The organism is Nocardia sp. NPDC004068, from assembly GCF_042874315.1.
Lineage (GTDB): Bacteria > Actinomycetota > Actinomycetes > Mycobacteriales > Mycobacteriaceae > Nocardia.
On record NZ_JBIAMW010000002.1, the window covers coordinates 659,085 to 675,276 of the forward strand.

Genomic DNA, 16,192 nt, shown 5'->3' on the forward strand with positions numbered 1-16,192 from the left:
GGTGTGCGCGGCGCGAAAGGCCAATGGGCGCTGGGCGATTCCCCGTGGGATCAAACTCCTGCGGGCAGCGGATCCTGGCCCAGAAACCGCTCTCCGTCGGCCGCGCCCGCCCGGACCGCGGCGAAACCGTAGTCGATCATGCGGCGTTCGTAGTCGCGCACGGCGTCGAGAGGGCCGTTCGTCGTGAGGGCCTCGGTGAGGGTGGCGGCGTCGCGGAGGGCGGTGCAGGCGCCGGAGCCGGAGGCGGGGGTCATGGCGTGGATGGCGTCGCCGAGGAGGGTGGTTCGGGTGGTGGGCCAGGGTGGGATGGGGACGCTGGTGCGGAGAGGGAGGGCGAACAGGGAGTCCGGGGCGCAGGCGGCGACCAGGGCTCGGGCTCGGGGGTGCCAGTCGCGGACGGCGGTGGCGACGATCGTGTGCAGGTCGGGGCCGGGCAGGGTGAGCAGCCGGTCCCGGGTGGGGCCGAACCATTCGGCGCGGGCGCCGAAGGAGCAGGTCATGTAGTCGGTCGCCGCGGGGAGGGGGCGGCCGGAGGGGGTCAGGCGGGCGGCGGCGGCCGCGGGATTCTCGGGGAACTCGACGGGGGCGACGCCGAGGAAGGTCCCGTCCGGGCCGGCGATCATCGTGAAGACGCCGAACATGGTGTCGTCGAACAGGTTTCGGGTCTCTGCGGTGAGCGGGATCCTGCCGTAGATCTGCCACACACCCGTCTCGACGACGCGGGCGTGCGGCAGGTACCGCCGTCGCACCACGGAGTTGATGCCGTCCGCGCCCACCAGTACATCCCCGCGCGCGGTCGTGCCGTCGGCGAGGTCGACCGTCACCCCGTCGTCGTCCATCCGGAATCCGGTGACCGCCGTGGCGAACCGGACCCGGTCCTCGATCCCGCTGAGCAGAACGGAGCGCAGTGTCAGCCGATCCACCGCGTAGGCGGGCCCCTCCGACTCCTGCGCGAACAGCACCCGAAACGTGTTGTTCAACAGCGTGAATCGCGCTGCCGGTGTTCCGGCCGTGGCGTCGAACAGCGCGGCCGGACCGGCGGGCAGCACCCGGTGCAGGGCGTCGCGCGCGGCGGCGTCCAGATGCAGCCGGTAGCCCTGCCGCCGCGAAGCCAGTGCCGCGTCCCGCTCGTACACCACGGTCTCGATACCGTGGCGCAGCAAGCCTTGGGCGAGCGCCAGCCCGCCCACACCCGCACCGGCGATGATGATGACAGAAGACATGGTCGTCCCTTCGCATACAGCTGTCGTGGAAGGGACGCACAGGTCACGGAATCGTGGTGTTCACACGCTCGGCGTCGCCGGGACTAACCCATACCCGGCACTGTCTTCGCGCGTCCACCGCCCACCCTAACCGCGTTCGGCGGCGGCCGCGAGTTCGTTTCGCGCGTCGAGGAATCCGATCACCTTGGCGTGGAACGCCTCCGGCGTCTCGCCGGGAGCGCCGTGCCCCGCGTCGATCTCCGCGTACCGGGCATCCGAGATTCCCGCGAGGAGCCGCCGTTGCTGTTCGGCCGGGATGAGCCGGTCGTGGGCGCTGGCGAGGATCAGCGTCGGGGCGGTGATGCGGGGGAGCAGGGGCGTGAGGTCCACCCCGCGATCGACCTCGATCTGCCGCGCCGCGCCGGGCGCGATCGCCTCGGCCAGCGCCGCCACCAGTGCCGCGTTCTCCTCGGCGGTGACCCGCTCCCAGTACCCCGGACCGAACGCCAGCAACGGCAGCATCCCCGCGAACAGCCGCGCCCCACCCGTCGCCAAAAGGTCGAGCCAGTACCGGAATTCGGCGTCCATCCGCGCGTCGGTGCGCACCCAGCCCGCGTGCATCAACAGCGACCGCACCCGCTCGGGTTCGGTGGCGGCCACGTGCGCGGCGATCACCGCGCCGAGCGAATGCCCGACCAGGTCGAACCGATCCACCCCCGCGTCGTCGGCCACGGCCCGCACCTCCGCCGCGAGATCGGCGACCGTGAGCGGGCCGCCGTGATCGACGGTGTCGCCCGACCCCGAATAGTCCAGCGCGAGCACGGTGCGGCGATCGGCGAGCCGTTCGGTGAGCGGCCCCCACTGCTCCCGCCCCGCCGCCGTCCCGTGCACCAGCACCACCGCGGGACCGCTGCCGGTGCGGTCGTAGGCGACGGTGGCCTCGCCGCCGGTGAGTCGAACTGTCGTGGTACGCATCGAAATCTCCTGTCCAGCAATCGTTATCGAGTGGTGGCGTGAACCGCGGCGAACTCGCGCAGCGCGTCGCGCAGGGCGGCGTCGAATTCGGCGGGCCGCTCCTGATGCGGCATGTGACCCGCCCCGGCGATCACCGTCACGTCCGCCCCCGGTGTGCGCGCCGCGCACTCCCGCGCCACCTCCACCGGGATCTCCGCGTCCACCTCGCCGTGCACGTAGTGGATCGGGGTCCGCAACTCCGGCAGCCGAGGCCGCGGATCGTAGGCGGCGAACTCCGCGAACTGCCCGTCGATGTACACACCCGAGTCGAGGATCTGCCCGATCGTCCAGTCCACCAACGCCCTCGGCGTCCCCGGCGCGTACCAGTTCGGCACCCACCTGCCGACGAAATCGGCTCGCCGATACCGCATTTCGGTGATGATCTCCGCCAGCGGCATACCCTGCCCCGGCCAGTAGCCGGGTCCGTCCACCGCGACCACCCCGCCCAGCAGATCCGGGTGGGTGAGCGCGAGTTCGGTCGCGAAGGTCGCGCCGATCGAGGACCCCACCACCACCGGCCGATCCAGCCCCAGCAGCCGGACGACCTCCGCCAGATCCGCCACGACCCCGGCCACGGTATTGCCCGCCACCGGACGGTCCGACCGGCCGCACCCCCGCCAATCCAGCGTGACCACCCGGAACCCGGCCACGAACTCCGCCTGCTGCGCGCCCCAGACCCGCCCGCTCGTACCCCACCCGTGCACGAACAGCAGCGCCTGCCCGACGCCCTGGTCCTCGTAGTAGAGCCGCGTGTCCGCGACTGTCAGATAAGGCATTTCGCCACTCCTCGCTCTCGTGCTCCCCGTGCCCTCAGCGAACCCCGATCGGTGATCCCGAAAAACCACCGGATCGAGCTGGCAGTAATCACGGAAAGTGATTAATCTTCCGGCGTGGAGCTCCGGCAGTTGCAGTACTTCCTGACCGTGGCCGAGGAGTTGCACTTCGGCCGCGCGGCACAACGGCTGCACATCGTGCAGTCCGCGGTCAGCCAGCAGATCACCCGCCTCGAACGCGACCTGGGCATGCCGCTGTTCGACCGCACCACCCGCACCGTGCGCCTGACCGAGGCGGGCGCCCGCCTGCTCCCGCACGCCCGGCAGGTGCTGGCCACGGTCGCGCGGGCCCGCGAGTCCGTCGCCGAGTTGCGCACCGAACGCGCCGCGACGATCCGGCTGGGCACCAGCACCGGACTGGGCGCGCGACTGGAGATCATCCTGCGCGAATTCGCCTGCGCCGCACCGGATGCCCACCTCGAACTGGTCACCGCCGACGCCGACGAGCGAATCCGACGCGTCCGCACCGGCGAGCTGGACGCGGCGGTGCTGCGGGGCGCGCGCGACGTGCCGGACCTGGAACTGCTGCCGCTGTGGTCGGACCGCCTGCTCGCCGCGCTGCCCGCCACCCACGACCTGGCCGTCCGGCGCGAGATCGAGCTCGCCCGGTTCGCGGACCTGCCGCTGCGCATCGTCGGCCGCACCCGCAATCCCGCCCTGCACGACCTGATCACCGACTGCTGTCGGCAGGCGGGATTCGAACCGATCCTGGGCCCCGAGTTCACCACCGAACAGGACACGTTGGCCGCCATCGGATTCGGCGCGCCGAGCTGGACGGTGTACTACGCCGCGCAGACCGCGCGCCTGTCGTTCCCCGGTGTGGTCTGGCGTCCGCTGCGCGATCCCGAAGCGATCATGCCGAGTTTCCTCGCGGTCCGGCCGGATCCGCCGCGACCGGAATTGCGCGCGTTGATCGCGGCGTGCCACGCCGCCGCCGACTGAAATATCGCGTTCCGGAAATACCGACCGGCTGCGACCGTTTCCGTCGAAATCCGCTCGCGCACAACATCGTAACTCCACCCCGAATACCGACTCGACGGACCTATACTGTTGCTGTCTTTTCATCGGGCGGCCCGTGGGATATCGCTCGGGGCGCGGGAGCCCGAGTCCCACCACGCCAGGAGAAGGTCATGCTCGATCAAATGGAAATCGCCCGCGCGCTCGAGGACACGGATTACTTCCGATCGCTTCGGCCCGACGAGCGGGACGCGGTCGTCGCCGCCGGCGGGATCGGCGCCGCCGAACTCAGCGACGACAGCCTCGAATCCGTGAGCAGCGGACTCGAGGGCGGCGCCCAGATGCTCTACACCGGCACCGATTCCCAGGAGGAAGGGGAATCGCAGGCAATGGTGATTTGTACTTGCTGAGCGATTCTCGATAATGGCTGCGGATGAGCGGGGGCATCCGCGGCACGTCGCGATGTGGTGGAACGCCCTCACACTCGACGAACGCCGCATTGCTCCGGACGCCCCCGGGCGCGGATTCGACAATGCCGACCGGGCCGCCACGGCGCGACGCCGCCTGGAACAGTGGCGCGCCCAAGCCCCTTTTCGCGACGACGAATATTTCACTCGCCGACTGGAATTCGACGCTCTCGACGAGCCGACCTTTGTGGCGCTGCTCGGCGAATCCGCCGACGCGCTCCGAACCCGGATGCCGCGCACGCCGCCCTGGCTGTCCGATCTGCACCGCGCGTACGAGATTCCGCACGCTCGTCCGATCCCGGTCGTCGGACCCCTCATCGGCCGGGCACAGACCGTATTGACCGACACCGCCGCCGAACTAGCGCGCCGCCGCCCGGACGCGGACATCCACTGGGACACCGTGATCGAGCGGCTGCTCGACGCCCTGACCGCCCGGCTCGACGACCGCATCAATCGCGCGGTGATCCTCGACCTGCGCGTCGCCACCCTCCGGGGAACGCTGCCGGAGCGGGATTCGGCCGCGCGTTTCCGCGGCTATGTGGACCGCTTGCGCGCCCCCGCCGAGGCGCTGCGATTCCTGGCACGATATCCGGTCCTCGCCCGAGCGCTGACCGAATACCTCGACGACTGGACAGGGGCCGCCGTCGAACTACTGCGCCGCGTGTGCGCCGACTGGGACACCCTCACCGCCACGTTCGGGCCTGGTCCACTGACAGGCGTCGAGACGGGACTGGGCGATGCGCACCGCCGCGGCCGCGAGGTCTGCGCCCTGCGTTTCGCGGACGAGCGCCGCGTGCTCTACAAGCCGCGGCCGCTGGGCATCGACCGTCATTTCGGTGCGCTGCTGAGCTGGTTGCACGGGAAAGGCGCGCCCGCGCTACGGATTCCGCGAACCCTGGACCGTGGCGCGTACGGCTGGGCCGAGTTCATCGCGCACGCCCCCTGCCGCGACGAGGCGGCGGCCCACCGGTTCTACGAACGCCAAGGCGCCCTGCTCGCGGCCCTCTACCTGATGAATGCCAACGACTTCCACTACGCGAATCTCATTGCGGCGGGCGAGTTCCCGGTCCCCATCGACCTCGAAACGCTCGCCACTCCCGACTTCGGTCAGGCGTGCGCGCACTCCTACGACTCCGCTGCGGAATTCGAGCTGGCGACCTCGGTGATCGGCACGATGCTGCTGCCCTTCCGCCCGGACGACAACGGCGTCGACCGCAGCGGTCTCGGATCCCGCGAAGGACAGCTGTCGGCCGACCCCCTGCCGCGGTGGGAGCGCCTCGGCACCGACCGGGCCCACCTGTCGTTCCGGCGGCGCGCACTGTCCGGCGCGCGAAATCGCCCGGAGCTCAATGGATCCGCGCTGTACGCGGGCGATTTCGTCGCGGACATCGAGGCGGGTTTCACCTCGGTGTACCGGATCATCGCGGCGCATCGCGACCGGCTCGCGGCCCCCGGCGGCCCGCTGGCCGCGCTGCGCGGCGACGAGATCCGCGTGGTGTTCCGGGCCACCGGGTTCTACGACAAGATCATCCGCCAGAGCTTCCACCCCGAGCATCTGCGCGACGCCCTCGACCGCGAACGCCTGATCGATCGCCTCTGGTTCGGCCTCGACCGCACCCGATACCCCCACATCGCGCTGCGCCTGCTGCCCAGCGAACGCGACGACCTGCGGCGCGGCGAGATCCCGTACTTCCACACCCGCGTCGACGCCCACGATGTGTGGACCAGCGAAGGCGAGCGCGTCGAGGGCCTGTTCGTCCGCTCGGGCTGGGAGATGATCCGTTGTCGCCTGGCCGGTTTCGACGACACCGACCTGCGCAGACAACTCTGGTACATCCGCGCCTCGATGAGCACGCTGGACCTCAATCGCCAGACCACCTTCCGGCGATACCCGCCGCCGTCCGCGACGCCCCCGGCCGACCGGGACCGCCTGCTCGCCCAGGCGGCGGCGGTCGCGGACCGCGTCGTGCGGCTCGCCCGTCGGCGCGACGGCCGCGCCTCGTGGCTCGGACTGTGCTACGCGGAAGGCCGTGGCTGGCAACCGCGTTCGCTCGGGGTGGACCTCTACGGCGGCCTGCCCGGCGTCATCCTGTTCCTGTCCTACGCCGAGGCCCGCCTCGGCCGCGCGGAGTTCGGGATCGTGGCCCGGGAAGCCTGGGCGACCCTGCGCGCGATGCTGGCCCGGCGGTCCGGCCCGGACGGTATCGGCGCCTTCGACGGCTGGGGCGGACTGCTCCATCTGTGGATCCACCTCGCCCACCTGTGGAACGACCCGGCCGTGCTCGCCGAGACCGAGGCCATGGTCCGTCGCCTCGAGGCACGGGCGGACGCCGACGAACATCTGGACGTGATCCGGGGAACCGCCGGAGCGATCGTCCCGCTGCTGCTCCTGCACCGGACCACGGGCGACCCGCGCCCGCTCGACCTCGCCCGCCGACTCGGTGACCGGCTCGTCGCCCGCGCCCACCCGTCCGCGGGCGGCGCGGGATGGGTGGGCGCCTCGTCTCCCGTCCGTCCTCTGACCGGTTTCTCGCACGGCGCATCGGGATTCGCGTGGGCCCTGACCGAACTGTTCGCCCAGACCGGTGTGGACGCCTACGCCCGTACCGCGTTGGACGCGGTCGCCTTCGAACGCGCCCACCGATCGGACGGGAACTGGGCCGACCTGCGGCGCCCCGGGCGCGCGCCCATGACCGCCTGGTGTCACGGGGCGTGCGGGATCGGGCTGAGCCGCCTGCGCATGCGCGCCCATCTCGACGACGACCGCCTCACGGAGGACCTCGACATCGCCGTGCGGACGACGTACGACAACGGCTTCGGCGCGAATCACTCGCTCTGCCACGGCGACTCGGGCGCGCTCGATCTGCTCCTGGAGGTCAGCCGGGCCCTGCCGGAGGCCGATCGGAAAACCGCACTGGCCGAACGGGTTTCGCACAGTCTCGCCGGGATGACCGAGCACGGCTGGCGTTGCGGCGTGCCCTTGGACGTGGAGACCCCCGGCCTGCTGGACGGTCTCGCCGGGATCGGGTACGAGCTGCTGCGGCTCGCCGCACCGGACCGGGTTCCCTCGGTACTGCTCCTGGACGGACCGCCACCTGCGGAAGGAACTGGCCACCATGACGCGTCGAGAGAACCCCGGCCTGGAGACATTGATCGCTCCGGTCACCAAACACGAGTTCCTCGAAGATTATTGGGGTAAGGCGACCCTGGTTCGCCAGCGCGGCGACCGGAACCATCTCGGCGACCTGTTCTCCCTCGCGGACTTCGACGCCTGTCTGATGACGGCGGCCAACCGCACGTCGAAGATCCTCCAGATCATTCCCGCCGCGGGCAGTGGGCGGGCGCCGACGCTCACCGCGGTGTCGGCCATCGGCAAGGACCGGCTCTACGACGCCTTCCTCTCCGGGGACACCCTCCGGCTGATCGGCGTCGAAAAACTCTGGCCGCCACTGGGTTCGCTGGCGGCCGGATTGCAGGAGGCGCTCGATGTGGGGATCGGGTTCAATCTGTTCCTCACCCCGCCCGGCACGCAGGCGTTCCCGACCCACGCCGACACGCTGGACTCGTTCATCGTCCAGCTCGCGGGATCCAAACGCTGGTTCATCTGGGATCCGATCTACGAGCGGCCCCTCGGCTCGCAGCGGTCCCATCGGCACGTCCAGGGGCTCGACTGGGCGGAGGAGGAGCTGACGCTGCGGGAGAACCCGCTGCTCGAGGCGGGCGACGTCGTCTATCTGCCGCGCGGCTACTTCCACAGAGCCGTTGCGGCGGAGGAGCTTTCGCTGCACCTGACGATCTCGCTGCATCCGGTGGGCTGGGTGGACTTCTTCACCCGCGCGCTGGAGTTGGCGGCGCTCGAGGATGTCGATCTGCGCCAGGATCTGCCCCCGGGGTTCGTGGGCGACCCGCGGGTGCGCGAACGTATGGCGCCGGTCTTCGCGGAGCTGCTGGAGCGGCTCGGGAAGACGCTGTCGTTCGAGGCGACGCTGCGGTCGCTGGTGGAGGAGCAGGTGGGCGCGCGGACCTTTCCCGCGGACGGCCATTTCGCGGTGCTGGCCGGGCTGGGGGAGATCGGGCCGGATTCGGTGGTCGAGCGGCGGGCGGGGCTGGTCTGTCTGGTGGAGAACTCGGGGGATGCCGCCGTCATCACGTTCGGGCCGAAGCGGGTGCGGGGGCCGAGGGAGATCCTGTCCACGCTGGAGTTCATCCGGGACCATCGCGCGTTCCGCATCGATGAACTGCCCGACGCGATGAGTGTGCGCAGTCGAATCGTGTTGGTGCGGAGGCTGATTCGGGACGGTCTGTTGCGGCCCCGTTGAGCGGCGTTATGCCAGGGCCACCACGCAGGGGACGCGGTCGGGCGCGTGCAGGCGGGTCAGGGTGTAGCCGATTCCGGCGAGGCCCGGGAAGAGGCGGGGGTCGCCGGTGATCCGCAGCGCGTACCGCGCGTTCCGGCGGGCGCGGGCCAGCATCCGGTCGGTCAGGTCGGCCGCCTGGTCGAGATGGCGCGGTTCCCGAAGCGTGGTGGCGGCGTGGACGAGCACGTCGATCCGGCCGCAGGTGCCGCAGCAGAGGTCGTCGGTGTCGGAGAGGACCGGGGCGGCCGCGGCCTCGAGCAGCGGCGCGGCGAGCTCGGGCCGGTCGAGGTGGGCGAGGGCGATTCCGGCGGCTCCTTTGCACCAGGATCGGGGGAGGTCCTTGTACCGGGGTCGAGGGTCGCCGGTGCGTGCGCCCAGCCGCGCCAAGGCGGTGTCGATGCCCGCTCGGCCGTGGCAGAAACCCGCTGCCGCAAAGGTTTCGGCGATCCTCCAGCTGTCGGCCGCGTCGAGTCGCCGCCCGTAGTGCCGGGCGAGGTCGAGGGGCCGTTCTCCCCCGGGGAGGGGGTCGGGGTGTCGCGCGTCGAGGGCGAGCAATGCCAGGACAGCCCCGGCCGCGCCGATCATCACATCGTGTTCCTCGGGTGTGTCGGTGCGGCCGGGCAGCAGCAGGGCGGCCGCGCGCCGGGCGTCGTCGGCCAGGGTGTCCTCGCCCAGCAGATCACCGATCCGGACGAGGGCGTACACGAGGGACCCGATGCCGGTGAGGCCGCCGATCGGCTGTCGTAGGGGCCGGGGGTGATCGGCGTGGAGGTCCGCGCGCAGGGGTGCGATGGCTCGAAGCGCCGTGTCTCGAAACGTCTTGTCGCCGAGGACGTTCCACGCGGCCGCGAAGAACAGCGCGATTCCGGTGGTTCCGGCGTAGAGGTGGGGGCCGAGGAGGACGGGCCGGTCCCAGTACAGGTTCCCGTCGCGGGCGGTGCGGGCGCCCGCGTGCAGCGCGGCGGCGATCTCCCGCGTGGCCTGCGGCGAGGTCAGCGGAGGCCGCTCAGGCCGTGGACGCGTAGCTCGACGAGCTGGTCGGCGGGGACGTTCGCGTAGCCGAGGTCGCGCAGGTGGCGGATGAACTTCGGGGTGACGCCGTGCGCGCGCAGCTCGACGAGCTGGGGGAGGGGGATCCGTTCGTACCCGAGGTCGCGGAGCTGACGCACGAAGGACGGGGTGACCGCGTGCAGGCGCAACTCGACCAGATCGGCGACGGTGGCGTCGTCGTAGCCGAGATCGTCGAACGCGCCGACGAAGTCGCGGCCGATGTCGTGGATCGCCAAGGTGAACAGGTCTTCCGGCGTCGCGGGTTCCGCCGCCGCCGTGAACGCGAACTCGCCGCGTCCGCGGCCCTGACCGACCTGTCCGTCGAAGGCGAGCACCCCGGCGTCGCGGAGGATCCGGAATCGGGCGGGCGCGTCCGGGGCGAGCAGCTGATCGAGGGACAGACCCGCCAAGGCGGACAAGGAGATATCGGTTTCGCCGAGGAAACGACGGCCCGCCGGGAGCGCGCGGCGCAGGATCAGATGGACCAGCGCGTCCGCCGTCACGGACTCGATCGTCCATGTGCCCGTGATCGGGACGGCTGAACGTTCATCCATGCCCTACAAGGCTACGCTCGCGGCTCGGCGCGCGGAGTCGAACAAGCCATTGTGGCTCACGGTTTTCTACCGCTCACCACATACACGACCGCCCCGCCCGCGCAATGGTATTCGCCGCGCGCGATCGCGTCCCGCGCGCGGTCCGCGTCGGCGCGCAGGGCGGCGATCTGCGCGTCGAGCATCGCCTCGGACCCGCCCCCGGCCAGCAGATACCGTCGCAGCTGATCGCGATTCCACGGCCCCGTCTCCTCGTCCTCCCACGCGCGGACCGATTCCAGGGTCGCCCGCTGCTCGGCACTCGCGTACGGCGCGAGGACCGGAAACGCCGTGTCCCGCAACCACACCCGCACATCGGTCAGCCCCGCCCGCGCGAACATGCCCGGCAACGCCTCCCCGATGGAGATGTCCCCGAGGCCCAGCGCGGCCCGTCCCCGCTGATACCGCAGCCAGAACTCGAACCGCCGCACCAGCGTCTCGGTATCCTGTTCCGCCGCAACCGAATCGAACGCCGTCAGATTGAACAGATTGCTCGGCTCCACACACACCACCAGCCCACCCGGCTTGGTCACCCGAATCATCTCCGCCAACCCCCGCCCCGGCTCGGCCAGATGCATCAACAACGTCTGACACGTCACCACATCGAACGAATCCCCAGCGACATCGAGCCCCAACACATCCCCCGTCCGGAACTCCACCCGCCCCGCCGCCACCGCCCCCGGAAAAACCTCCCGAAACATCTCCCGAGCCCGCCCCACCCATTCCCCCTCCCGATCGATCCCCACCAACCGCCCCCCACCCCCCAAATGCGGAAACAACACCCGCCCCCAATGCCCCACCCCACACCCCACATCCGCCACCACCCCCACATCCCCCAACCCCCACCGCCGAGCCAACAACCCCACGAAGTCCTCGTTCCACCAGAACTCCCGCTGCTCCCGAAACCACGACGACGAGCAAGAATCCGATGTCCCCACGCCGCCAACATACGCGATCGGGGCGGCCGTTCGGCATGTATCGGCCGCGGGCCCGGGGATCGCACGAAGCTGACCGACGGCCTGCGATGATGGGCGTATGAGCGCTCCGGACGAACAAACCGTCTTGCGATTGACCGCGCAAGAGTTCGCGGATCGGGCAGCGGACGGTCTCGGTGACATCGAGATCGTGAACGGCCGGGTGATCCGAATGATGGCCCAGAGTCCGGTGCACAGTCGGGTGGTGCGTCGGCTCGCTGGGACATTGGAGGCCGCGCGACGTGACGGCGGCCCGTGCCTGATCGTGGACTCCGACATCGCGGTGCGGTTCGCCGACGCCGAGGCGACGGCCGAAGACCGCCGGTTGAACATCCGCTATCCCGACATCCTCATCCGGGACTGCGACCCCTACGACGTGAACACCGTGCGCGACCACATCCTGCTGGTCGCGGAGGTCACCTCCGAATCCACCATCGACGCGGACATCACCGACAAACGAATCCAGTACGCGACCGCGGGCATTCCGCGCTATCTGATCGTCCGACTGGACCAGAAGGAAGAACGCATCGAGGAGATCGAAGAGTACCGACTCGACTGGTCGGGCCGCCGGTACCGAGCCCACACCGTCCACCGCCGCGTCCTGCTGCTCGACGATCCGGTCGAGGCGACAATCCCGTTCGACGTCTTGGAACAGCCCTAGGTCCAGGTGTTGTCCGGCGCGGGTCGAGCTGCGCATGCGGTGACGATCCGCTATGCTGCTACTCGACCCACTCGGGTCGTTCTCCCGAAACCAAAGTAGATGTAACTCGCGGTTACACTTACTTTCCCGCCGCCACCGGTAGCTCGCGCAGGATCGTGTCCACCACTGCCCGGGCGGTTTTCGCCACCGACTCCATGCCGCCGTCGCCGAAATCCTTCACGCCGTCGCCGACGTTCCACAGGTTCGGGATGGGGGTGGCCGGGGGGAGGTCGGTGCCGGGGGCGGCGTGTTGGCCCGGCCAGTCGTCGCGGTTGACGTTCACCGAAAGTACTCGGGCCGAGTCGAATCCGGGTACCGCGGCGGTGAGGTCCTCGAGCAGGAGGCTGGTTTCGTGTTCGGCGTCGAAACCGGACCCGGTCGTCGCGGGCAGTCCCCAGCCGAGGTAGAGGTGCCAGCCGGGTGGGGCCATCTCCGGGCAGGTCGCGGTGAAGTTGATCAGCTCCAGCAGGCGGTTGTGTCGGGTCGGGCCGAATGTCATCGCCCCGAAGCGGCCCAGCGATTTCGGCATCGCGAAGTTGACCGCCAGCAGCGGCGCGGGGCGCGCGTTCTTCACCCCGCGCAGGTAGTCCTCCGGAAAGTGTTGCGCGCCAACCAGTTCCACCGTGCCGCGCGGCCCGGCGTCGCTGATCGCGGCGCGGCACTCGATGCTCACCTCGGTGCCCTCGGCGGCGAGCACCGCCCCGGTGACCCGGCCGTCCTCGATCCGCAGCGAGGTCACCTCGGTGGCGGTGCGCAGCCGGCCCCCGAATTCGGTGAACCGGTCCGCCAGCGCACGCGACACGCCGATGCTGCCCTCGGGATGGAAACCGAAGCGCCGCAAGCCCGTATTGCGCGCGAAGAACGTGAACACCGCCGCCGCGGGCAGCTCGTCGGCCTCGGTGCAGAAGAACGACGCCAGCGGATTGCGCAACATGGCGTAGATCGCGCGGTTCTTCGTGAACCGGTGCAGCCACTGCTGGAACGTCACCTCCTCCGGCCGCACCCCGCGCTTGGCCGCCAGCCGAGGTAAGCGGTCCAGGCTCACCCGGCAGATCCACCGGAACACCGGATTGGCCCACCCGCCGAGCACGGGAGTCAGATCGACCTTCATCCGGCCCAGCCGCAACACCACCATCGGCCGCGGCACCCGCACCCCGTACGGCACGCCGACCGTCTCGCACACCCGCTCGAGCGCCCCGCCGAATTCGAACGCCGCCGCACCGGTGTTGACCAGGAACCCGTCGATGTTCTCGGTCGAGGCCCGGCCGCCGAGACGATCGAGCCGCTCGGTCAACAGGACTCGATACCCCTGCTGCGCCAGCAGCGTGGCCGCGCACACGCCGCCGATGCCCGCGCCGACCACGAGCACGTCGTAGTGTTCATCGTTCGCTTGCATGACTGCCTCCCGGGGACGTCGGCCACCAGTTCCAGCGTCCCATCAGTTTCATCGCCGCGGGCACGATCACGATGCGCACCAGCGTCGCGTCCAACGCCACCGCGACCGCCAGGCCGATGCCCATCTGCTGCATGAGCATGTTCCCGGCGAGTCCGAACGCGCCGAACACCACGATCATCAGGACCGCGGCGCCGGTGATCAGCGGCGCGGTGCGGGCCATGCCGCGCGCCACCGCCAACCGGTTGTCGCCGCTCGCGCGGTACTCCTCGCGCACGCGGCTCAACAGGAACACCTCGTAGTCGGTGCTCAACCCCACGATCATCGCCAGGATCAGCGACGGCACGAACGACACCAGGAACCCGGAGTGGTCGAAAAGCCCACCGCTCCAACCGTATTGGAAGAACATCACCAGCACGCCGAAGCTCGCCCCCACCGAGAGCACGTTCATCGCGATGGCCTTCAACGGCAGGAACACCGACCGGAACGACACCAGCAACACCACGTACACCGCGATCAGCATCAGCCCGATCACCAGCGGCATGCTGTCGGAGATCACCCGGTTCACGTCCTGGGAGCGTTGCGCGATCCCGCCCACCTCGGCGGTCAGCGGCGCGGGCAGCTCGTGCGCGCGATCGGTGACCCGGTTCAGCAGCCGTTCGGTCGCCGGGTCGGCGGGCTGGGTGGACGGCACGACCTCCACCACGAACCGATGCGCGTCCGGGGTCACGAAATACCGCACACCCTGTTGCGCGTCGGCGGGCAGCCGGTCGTAGGCGGCCGGATCCAGGGCGCCGAACGGATTCGCGGGGGAGACCTGCCGCGCGGCGGTGAGCGCCGAATTCACCACCTGCACATCGGGTAACGTGCCCAGATCGGCCACGAACCGGGTCAGCGCGTCGGCCGCCGCCGGATCGGTGACCGGCCCGGGACTCTGCACCACCACCTGGATCGGCAGCGCCGCGCTGGGCCCGAACTGGTCGGCGATGTGCTCGGAGCCGATCCGCACCGGCGAGGACTCCGGCAGCATCCGCAGATCCGGCAGCGACAACGTCATGGAGAACGCCGGAATCGCCAGCAGGATCAGCACCGCGCCGCCCGCGGCCAGGAACGCCAGCGGGCGGCGCATGACCGCCAATGCCGCACGGTACCAACGATGTTCGGTGAGTTCCTCGTCGGTCGCGGTCTCCGCGCCGCCGCCGAGGCGGGCGGGCAGCCGGACCGCGCCCTTGTTGATCCGATGCCCGAGCAGATGCAGCAGCACCGGGGTGAGCAGGCTCGACACCAGCACCGCGATCGCCACCACGAGGGCCGCGCCCGCGGCCAGCGACACGATCGCGTTGAGCGGCACCACGAACAGCGCGGCCGCCGCGGCGATGATCGTCACGCCCGAGGCGACGACGGTGTGCCCGGCGGTGGACAGCGTGCCCGCGACCGCCGCGGGCACGTCCCGCCCGGCGGCGAGCTCCTCCTTGAACCGTTTGATCATGATCAGCGAATAGTCCACGCCCACACCGAGACCGAACATGAGCACGACGTTCTGCACGAACACCGACAGCTCGACGTGCCGCGCCACCACCCCCAGAATGCCCAGGGCGAACACCACATTGGTAAGCGTCGTCGCCATCGCCGCCACCACCGCGACCACGCTGCGGAACAACAGCAACAGCACCAGCGCGACCAGCGGCAGCGCGATCGCCTCGGCGCGCACCAGGCTCAGGATCGCGTCCTCGTTCACCGCGCCCTGGAAGATCTGCACGTTCACCAGCGCCACATCGAGCCCCTGCGGGTCGAAGCGGGCGTGCAGATCCTTCTCGATCCCGGGCAGCTCCTTGGTCGCCGCGTCGTCGTCGAGGCCCGACCCGATGGAGGTCACTGCCGTGGCCCGGTCCTTGCCGAGGAAGGTGCCGCGCGCGAGCGGGGACAGGGTGCTGTAGCCGAAGCCGCTCTCCGCGCGCAGCCGCGGATCCGCGCGCACCTGGTCGAACACCTCGCGGGTGCGCTGATCGAAGGCCGGATTCGAGGCGGTGTTGTCGCGGTCGTGGACCACGAGCACGGCGGTGGTGGCGCCGCGCCCGTGCAGTCCCTCCGACAACAGCTCCCGCACCGCGACCGTGCCGGATCCGGCGACGTCCCAGCCGCCGGAGCGCAGCGTGCCGGTGAGCGAGACCGCGCTCAGCGCGCCGAGGACGAGCAGCAGCACCCACACCCCGACCAGTCGCCACCGATTGCGTTCGGCGAAGCCCGAAACTGCTGCCGCCCAACCCGTTCCCGCGGCCGCGGGCGCGGCGCCCGGGTCCTCGGGCCGGTGCTCGGCGGGCGCGGTGTCGGACCGGCCCGTCATCGGTCGGTTCCGGGGGCGATCACGTCGCGGGCGGCGAGTTCGCTCACCATGTCGACGGTGTCGCCGATGGTGCGCACGCCGGCCAGTTGTTCGCGCTCGACGGTCCGGCCCAGTTCCGCCTCGAGCAGTTCGATGAGATCGACGAAATCGATGGAATCCATACCGAGATCGTCTCGCAGATCGATCTTTTCGTCGTCCAGTTCGTCCGCCGACATACTCAGCGTGTCGCTGAGCATTCGGATGACCCGCTGGCGAATGAGGTTGCGATCCAAGAGTTCCTCCTCGATGGTCGGGCGTGTCGGGTTCGTCC

Annotated in this window: 14 protein-coding genes; 5 read left to right on the top strand and 9 right to left on the bottom strand. The window is 70.3% G+C overall.

Going from position 1 to position 16,192, the window contains the following annotated elements; translation table 11 throughout:
* Window positions 1-50: 50 nt before the first annotated feature.
* From ACFYTQ_RS07100 to ACFYTQ_RS07110, 3 genes are all read right to left on the bottom strand, one after another.
* Window positions 51-1,223 (bottom strand): FAD-dependent oxidoreductase, encoded by a 1,173-nt coding sequence (locus ACFYTQ_RS07100; protein ID WP_387357736.1) that lies wholly within the window; start codon window positions 1,221-1,223, stop codon window positions 51-53.
* 126 nt (window positions 1,224-1,349) lie between these two features.
* Window positions 1,350-2,177: an alpha/beta fold hydrolase gene (locus ACFYTQ_RS07105; RefSeq protein WP_387357737.1), complete on the bottom strand. Its 828-nt coding sequence runs from the start codon at window positions 2,175-2,177 to the stop codon at window positions 1,350-1,352.
* Between the two features lie 23 nt (window positions 2,178-2,200).
* Window positions 2,201-2,992, bottom strand: a complete 792-nt coding sequence (locus ACFYTQ_RS07110) for an alpha/beta fold hydrolase (protein ID WP_387357738.1) — start codon at window positions 2,990-2,992, stop codon at window positions 2,201-2,203.
* Window positions 2,993-3,106: 114 nt separating this feature from the next.
* Between ACFYTQ_RS07110 and ACFYTQ_RS07115 the strand changes: the two genes are divergently transcribed.
* The 4 genes from ACFYTQ_RS07115 to ACFYTQ_RS07130 all read left to right on the top strand — a co-directional run bounded on the left by ACFYTQ_RS07115 (window position 3,107) and on the right by ACFYTQ_RS07130 (window position 8,792).
* Window positions 3,107-3,991, top strand: coding sequence for a LysR family transcriptional regulator (locus ACFYTQ_RS07115; protein WP_387357739.1), 885 nt, complete (start codon window positions 3,107-3,109; stop codon window positions 3,989-3,991).
* A 200-nt stretch (window positions 3,992-4,191) separates the two neighbouring features.
* Window positions 4,192-4,416: a hypothetical protein gene (locus ACFYTQ_RS07120; RefSeq protein ID WP_387357740.1), complete on the top strand. Its 225-nt coding sequence runs from the start codon at window positions 4,192-4,194 to the stop codon at window positions 4,414-4,416.
* Window positions 4,417-4,429: 13 nt separating this feature from the next.
* A complete protein-coding gene (locus ACFYTQ_RS07125; RefSeq protein ID WP_387357741.1) occupies window positions 4,430-7,672 on the top strand; it encodes a type 2 lanthipeptide synthetase LanM family protein in 3,243 nt (1,080 codons plus the stop codon).
* Complete coding sequence (locus ACFYTQ_RS07130; RefSeq protein WP_387357742.1) at window positions 7,590-8,792, top strand: JmjC domain-containing protein; 1,203 nt, start codon at window positions 7,590-7,592, stop codon at window positions 8,790-8,792. The genes ACFYTQ_RS07125 and ACFYTQ_RS07130 overlap by 83 nt, the downstream gene beginning before the upstream one ends.
* A gap of 6 nt (window positions 8,793-8,798) precedes the next feature.
* Here the strand turns inward: ACFYTQ_RS07130 and ACFYTQ_RS07135 are convergent, their stop codons facing one another.
* The 3 genes from ACFYTQ_RS07135 to ACFYTQ_RS07145 are packed head-to-tail and all read right to left on the bottom strand — an operon-like array spanning window position 8,799 to window position 11,337.
* Window positions 8,799-9,827 (bottom strand): lanthionine synthetase LanC family protein, encoded by a 1,029-nt coding sequence (locus ACFYTQ_RS07135; protein WP_387357973.1) that lies wholly within the window; start codon window positions 9,825-9,827, stop codon window positions 8,799-8,801.
* Window positions 9,824-10,435 (bottom strand): hypothetical protein, encoded by a 612-nt coding sequence (locus ACFYTQ_RS07140; protein WP_387357743.1) that lies wholly within the window; start codon window positions 10,433-10,435, stop codon window positions 9,824-9,826. Before ACFYTQ_RS07140 ends, ACFYTQ_RS07135 begins: the two co-directional genes overlap by 4 nt.
* A 56-nt stretch (window positions 10,436-10,491) precedes the next feature.
* Entirely contained in the window at window positions 10,492-11,337 is an 846-nt protein-coding gene (locus ACFYTQ_RS07145) for a methyltransferase domain-containing protein (protein WP_387357744.1), read from the bottom strand.
* A 169-nt stretch (window positions 11,338-11,506) separates the two neighbouring features.
* Between ACFYTQ_RS07145 and ACFYTQ_RS07150 the strand changes: the two genes are divergently transcribed.
* Window positions 11,507-12,106: a Uma2 family endonuclease gene (locus ACFYTQ_RS07150; RefSeq protein WP_387357746.1), complete on the top strand. Its 600-nt coding sequence runs from the start codon at window positions 11,507-11,509 to the stop codon at window positions 12,104-12,106.
* A 118-nt stretch (window positions 12,107-12,224) separates the two neighbouring features.
* On the opposite strand, the gene ACFYTQ_RS07155 is transcribed toward ACFYTQ_RS07150, so the two are convergent.
* Genes ACFYTQ_RS07155 through ACFYTQ_RS07165 form a run of 3 tightly spaced genes read right to left on the bottom strand, consistent with a single transcriptional unit; the run spans window position 12,225 to window position 16,154 of the window.
* Window positions 12,225-13,541 carry a phytoene desaturase family protein gene (locus ACFYTQ_RS07155; RefSeq protein ID WP_387357748.1) on the bottom strand — a complete coding sequence of 439 codons (1,317 nt, stop codon included), beginning with the start codon at window positions 13,539-13,541 and terminating at the stop codon, window positions 12,225-12,227.
* The gene (locus ACFYTQ_RS07160) at window positions 13,525-15,882 is read right to left on the bottom strand and encodes an MMPL family transporter (RefSeq protein WP_387357750.1); all 2,358 of its coding nucleotides are present in this window, start codon (window positions 15,880-15,882) and stop codon (window positions 13,525-13,527) included. The genes ACFYTQ_RS07155 and ACFYTQ_RS07160 overlap by 17 nt, the downstream gene beginning before the upstream one ends.
* Window positions 15,879-16,154: an acyl carrier protein gene (locus ACFYTQ_RS07165; RefSeq protein WP_387357752.1), complete on the bottom strand. Its 276-nt coding sequence runs from the start codon at window positions 16,152-16,154 to the stop codon at window positions 15,879-15,881. Before ACFYTQ_RS07165 ends, ACFYTQ_RS07160 begins: the two co-directional genes overlap by 4 nt.
* Window positions 16,155-16,192: the final 38 nt, after the last annotated feature.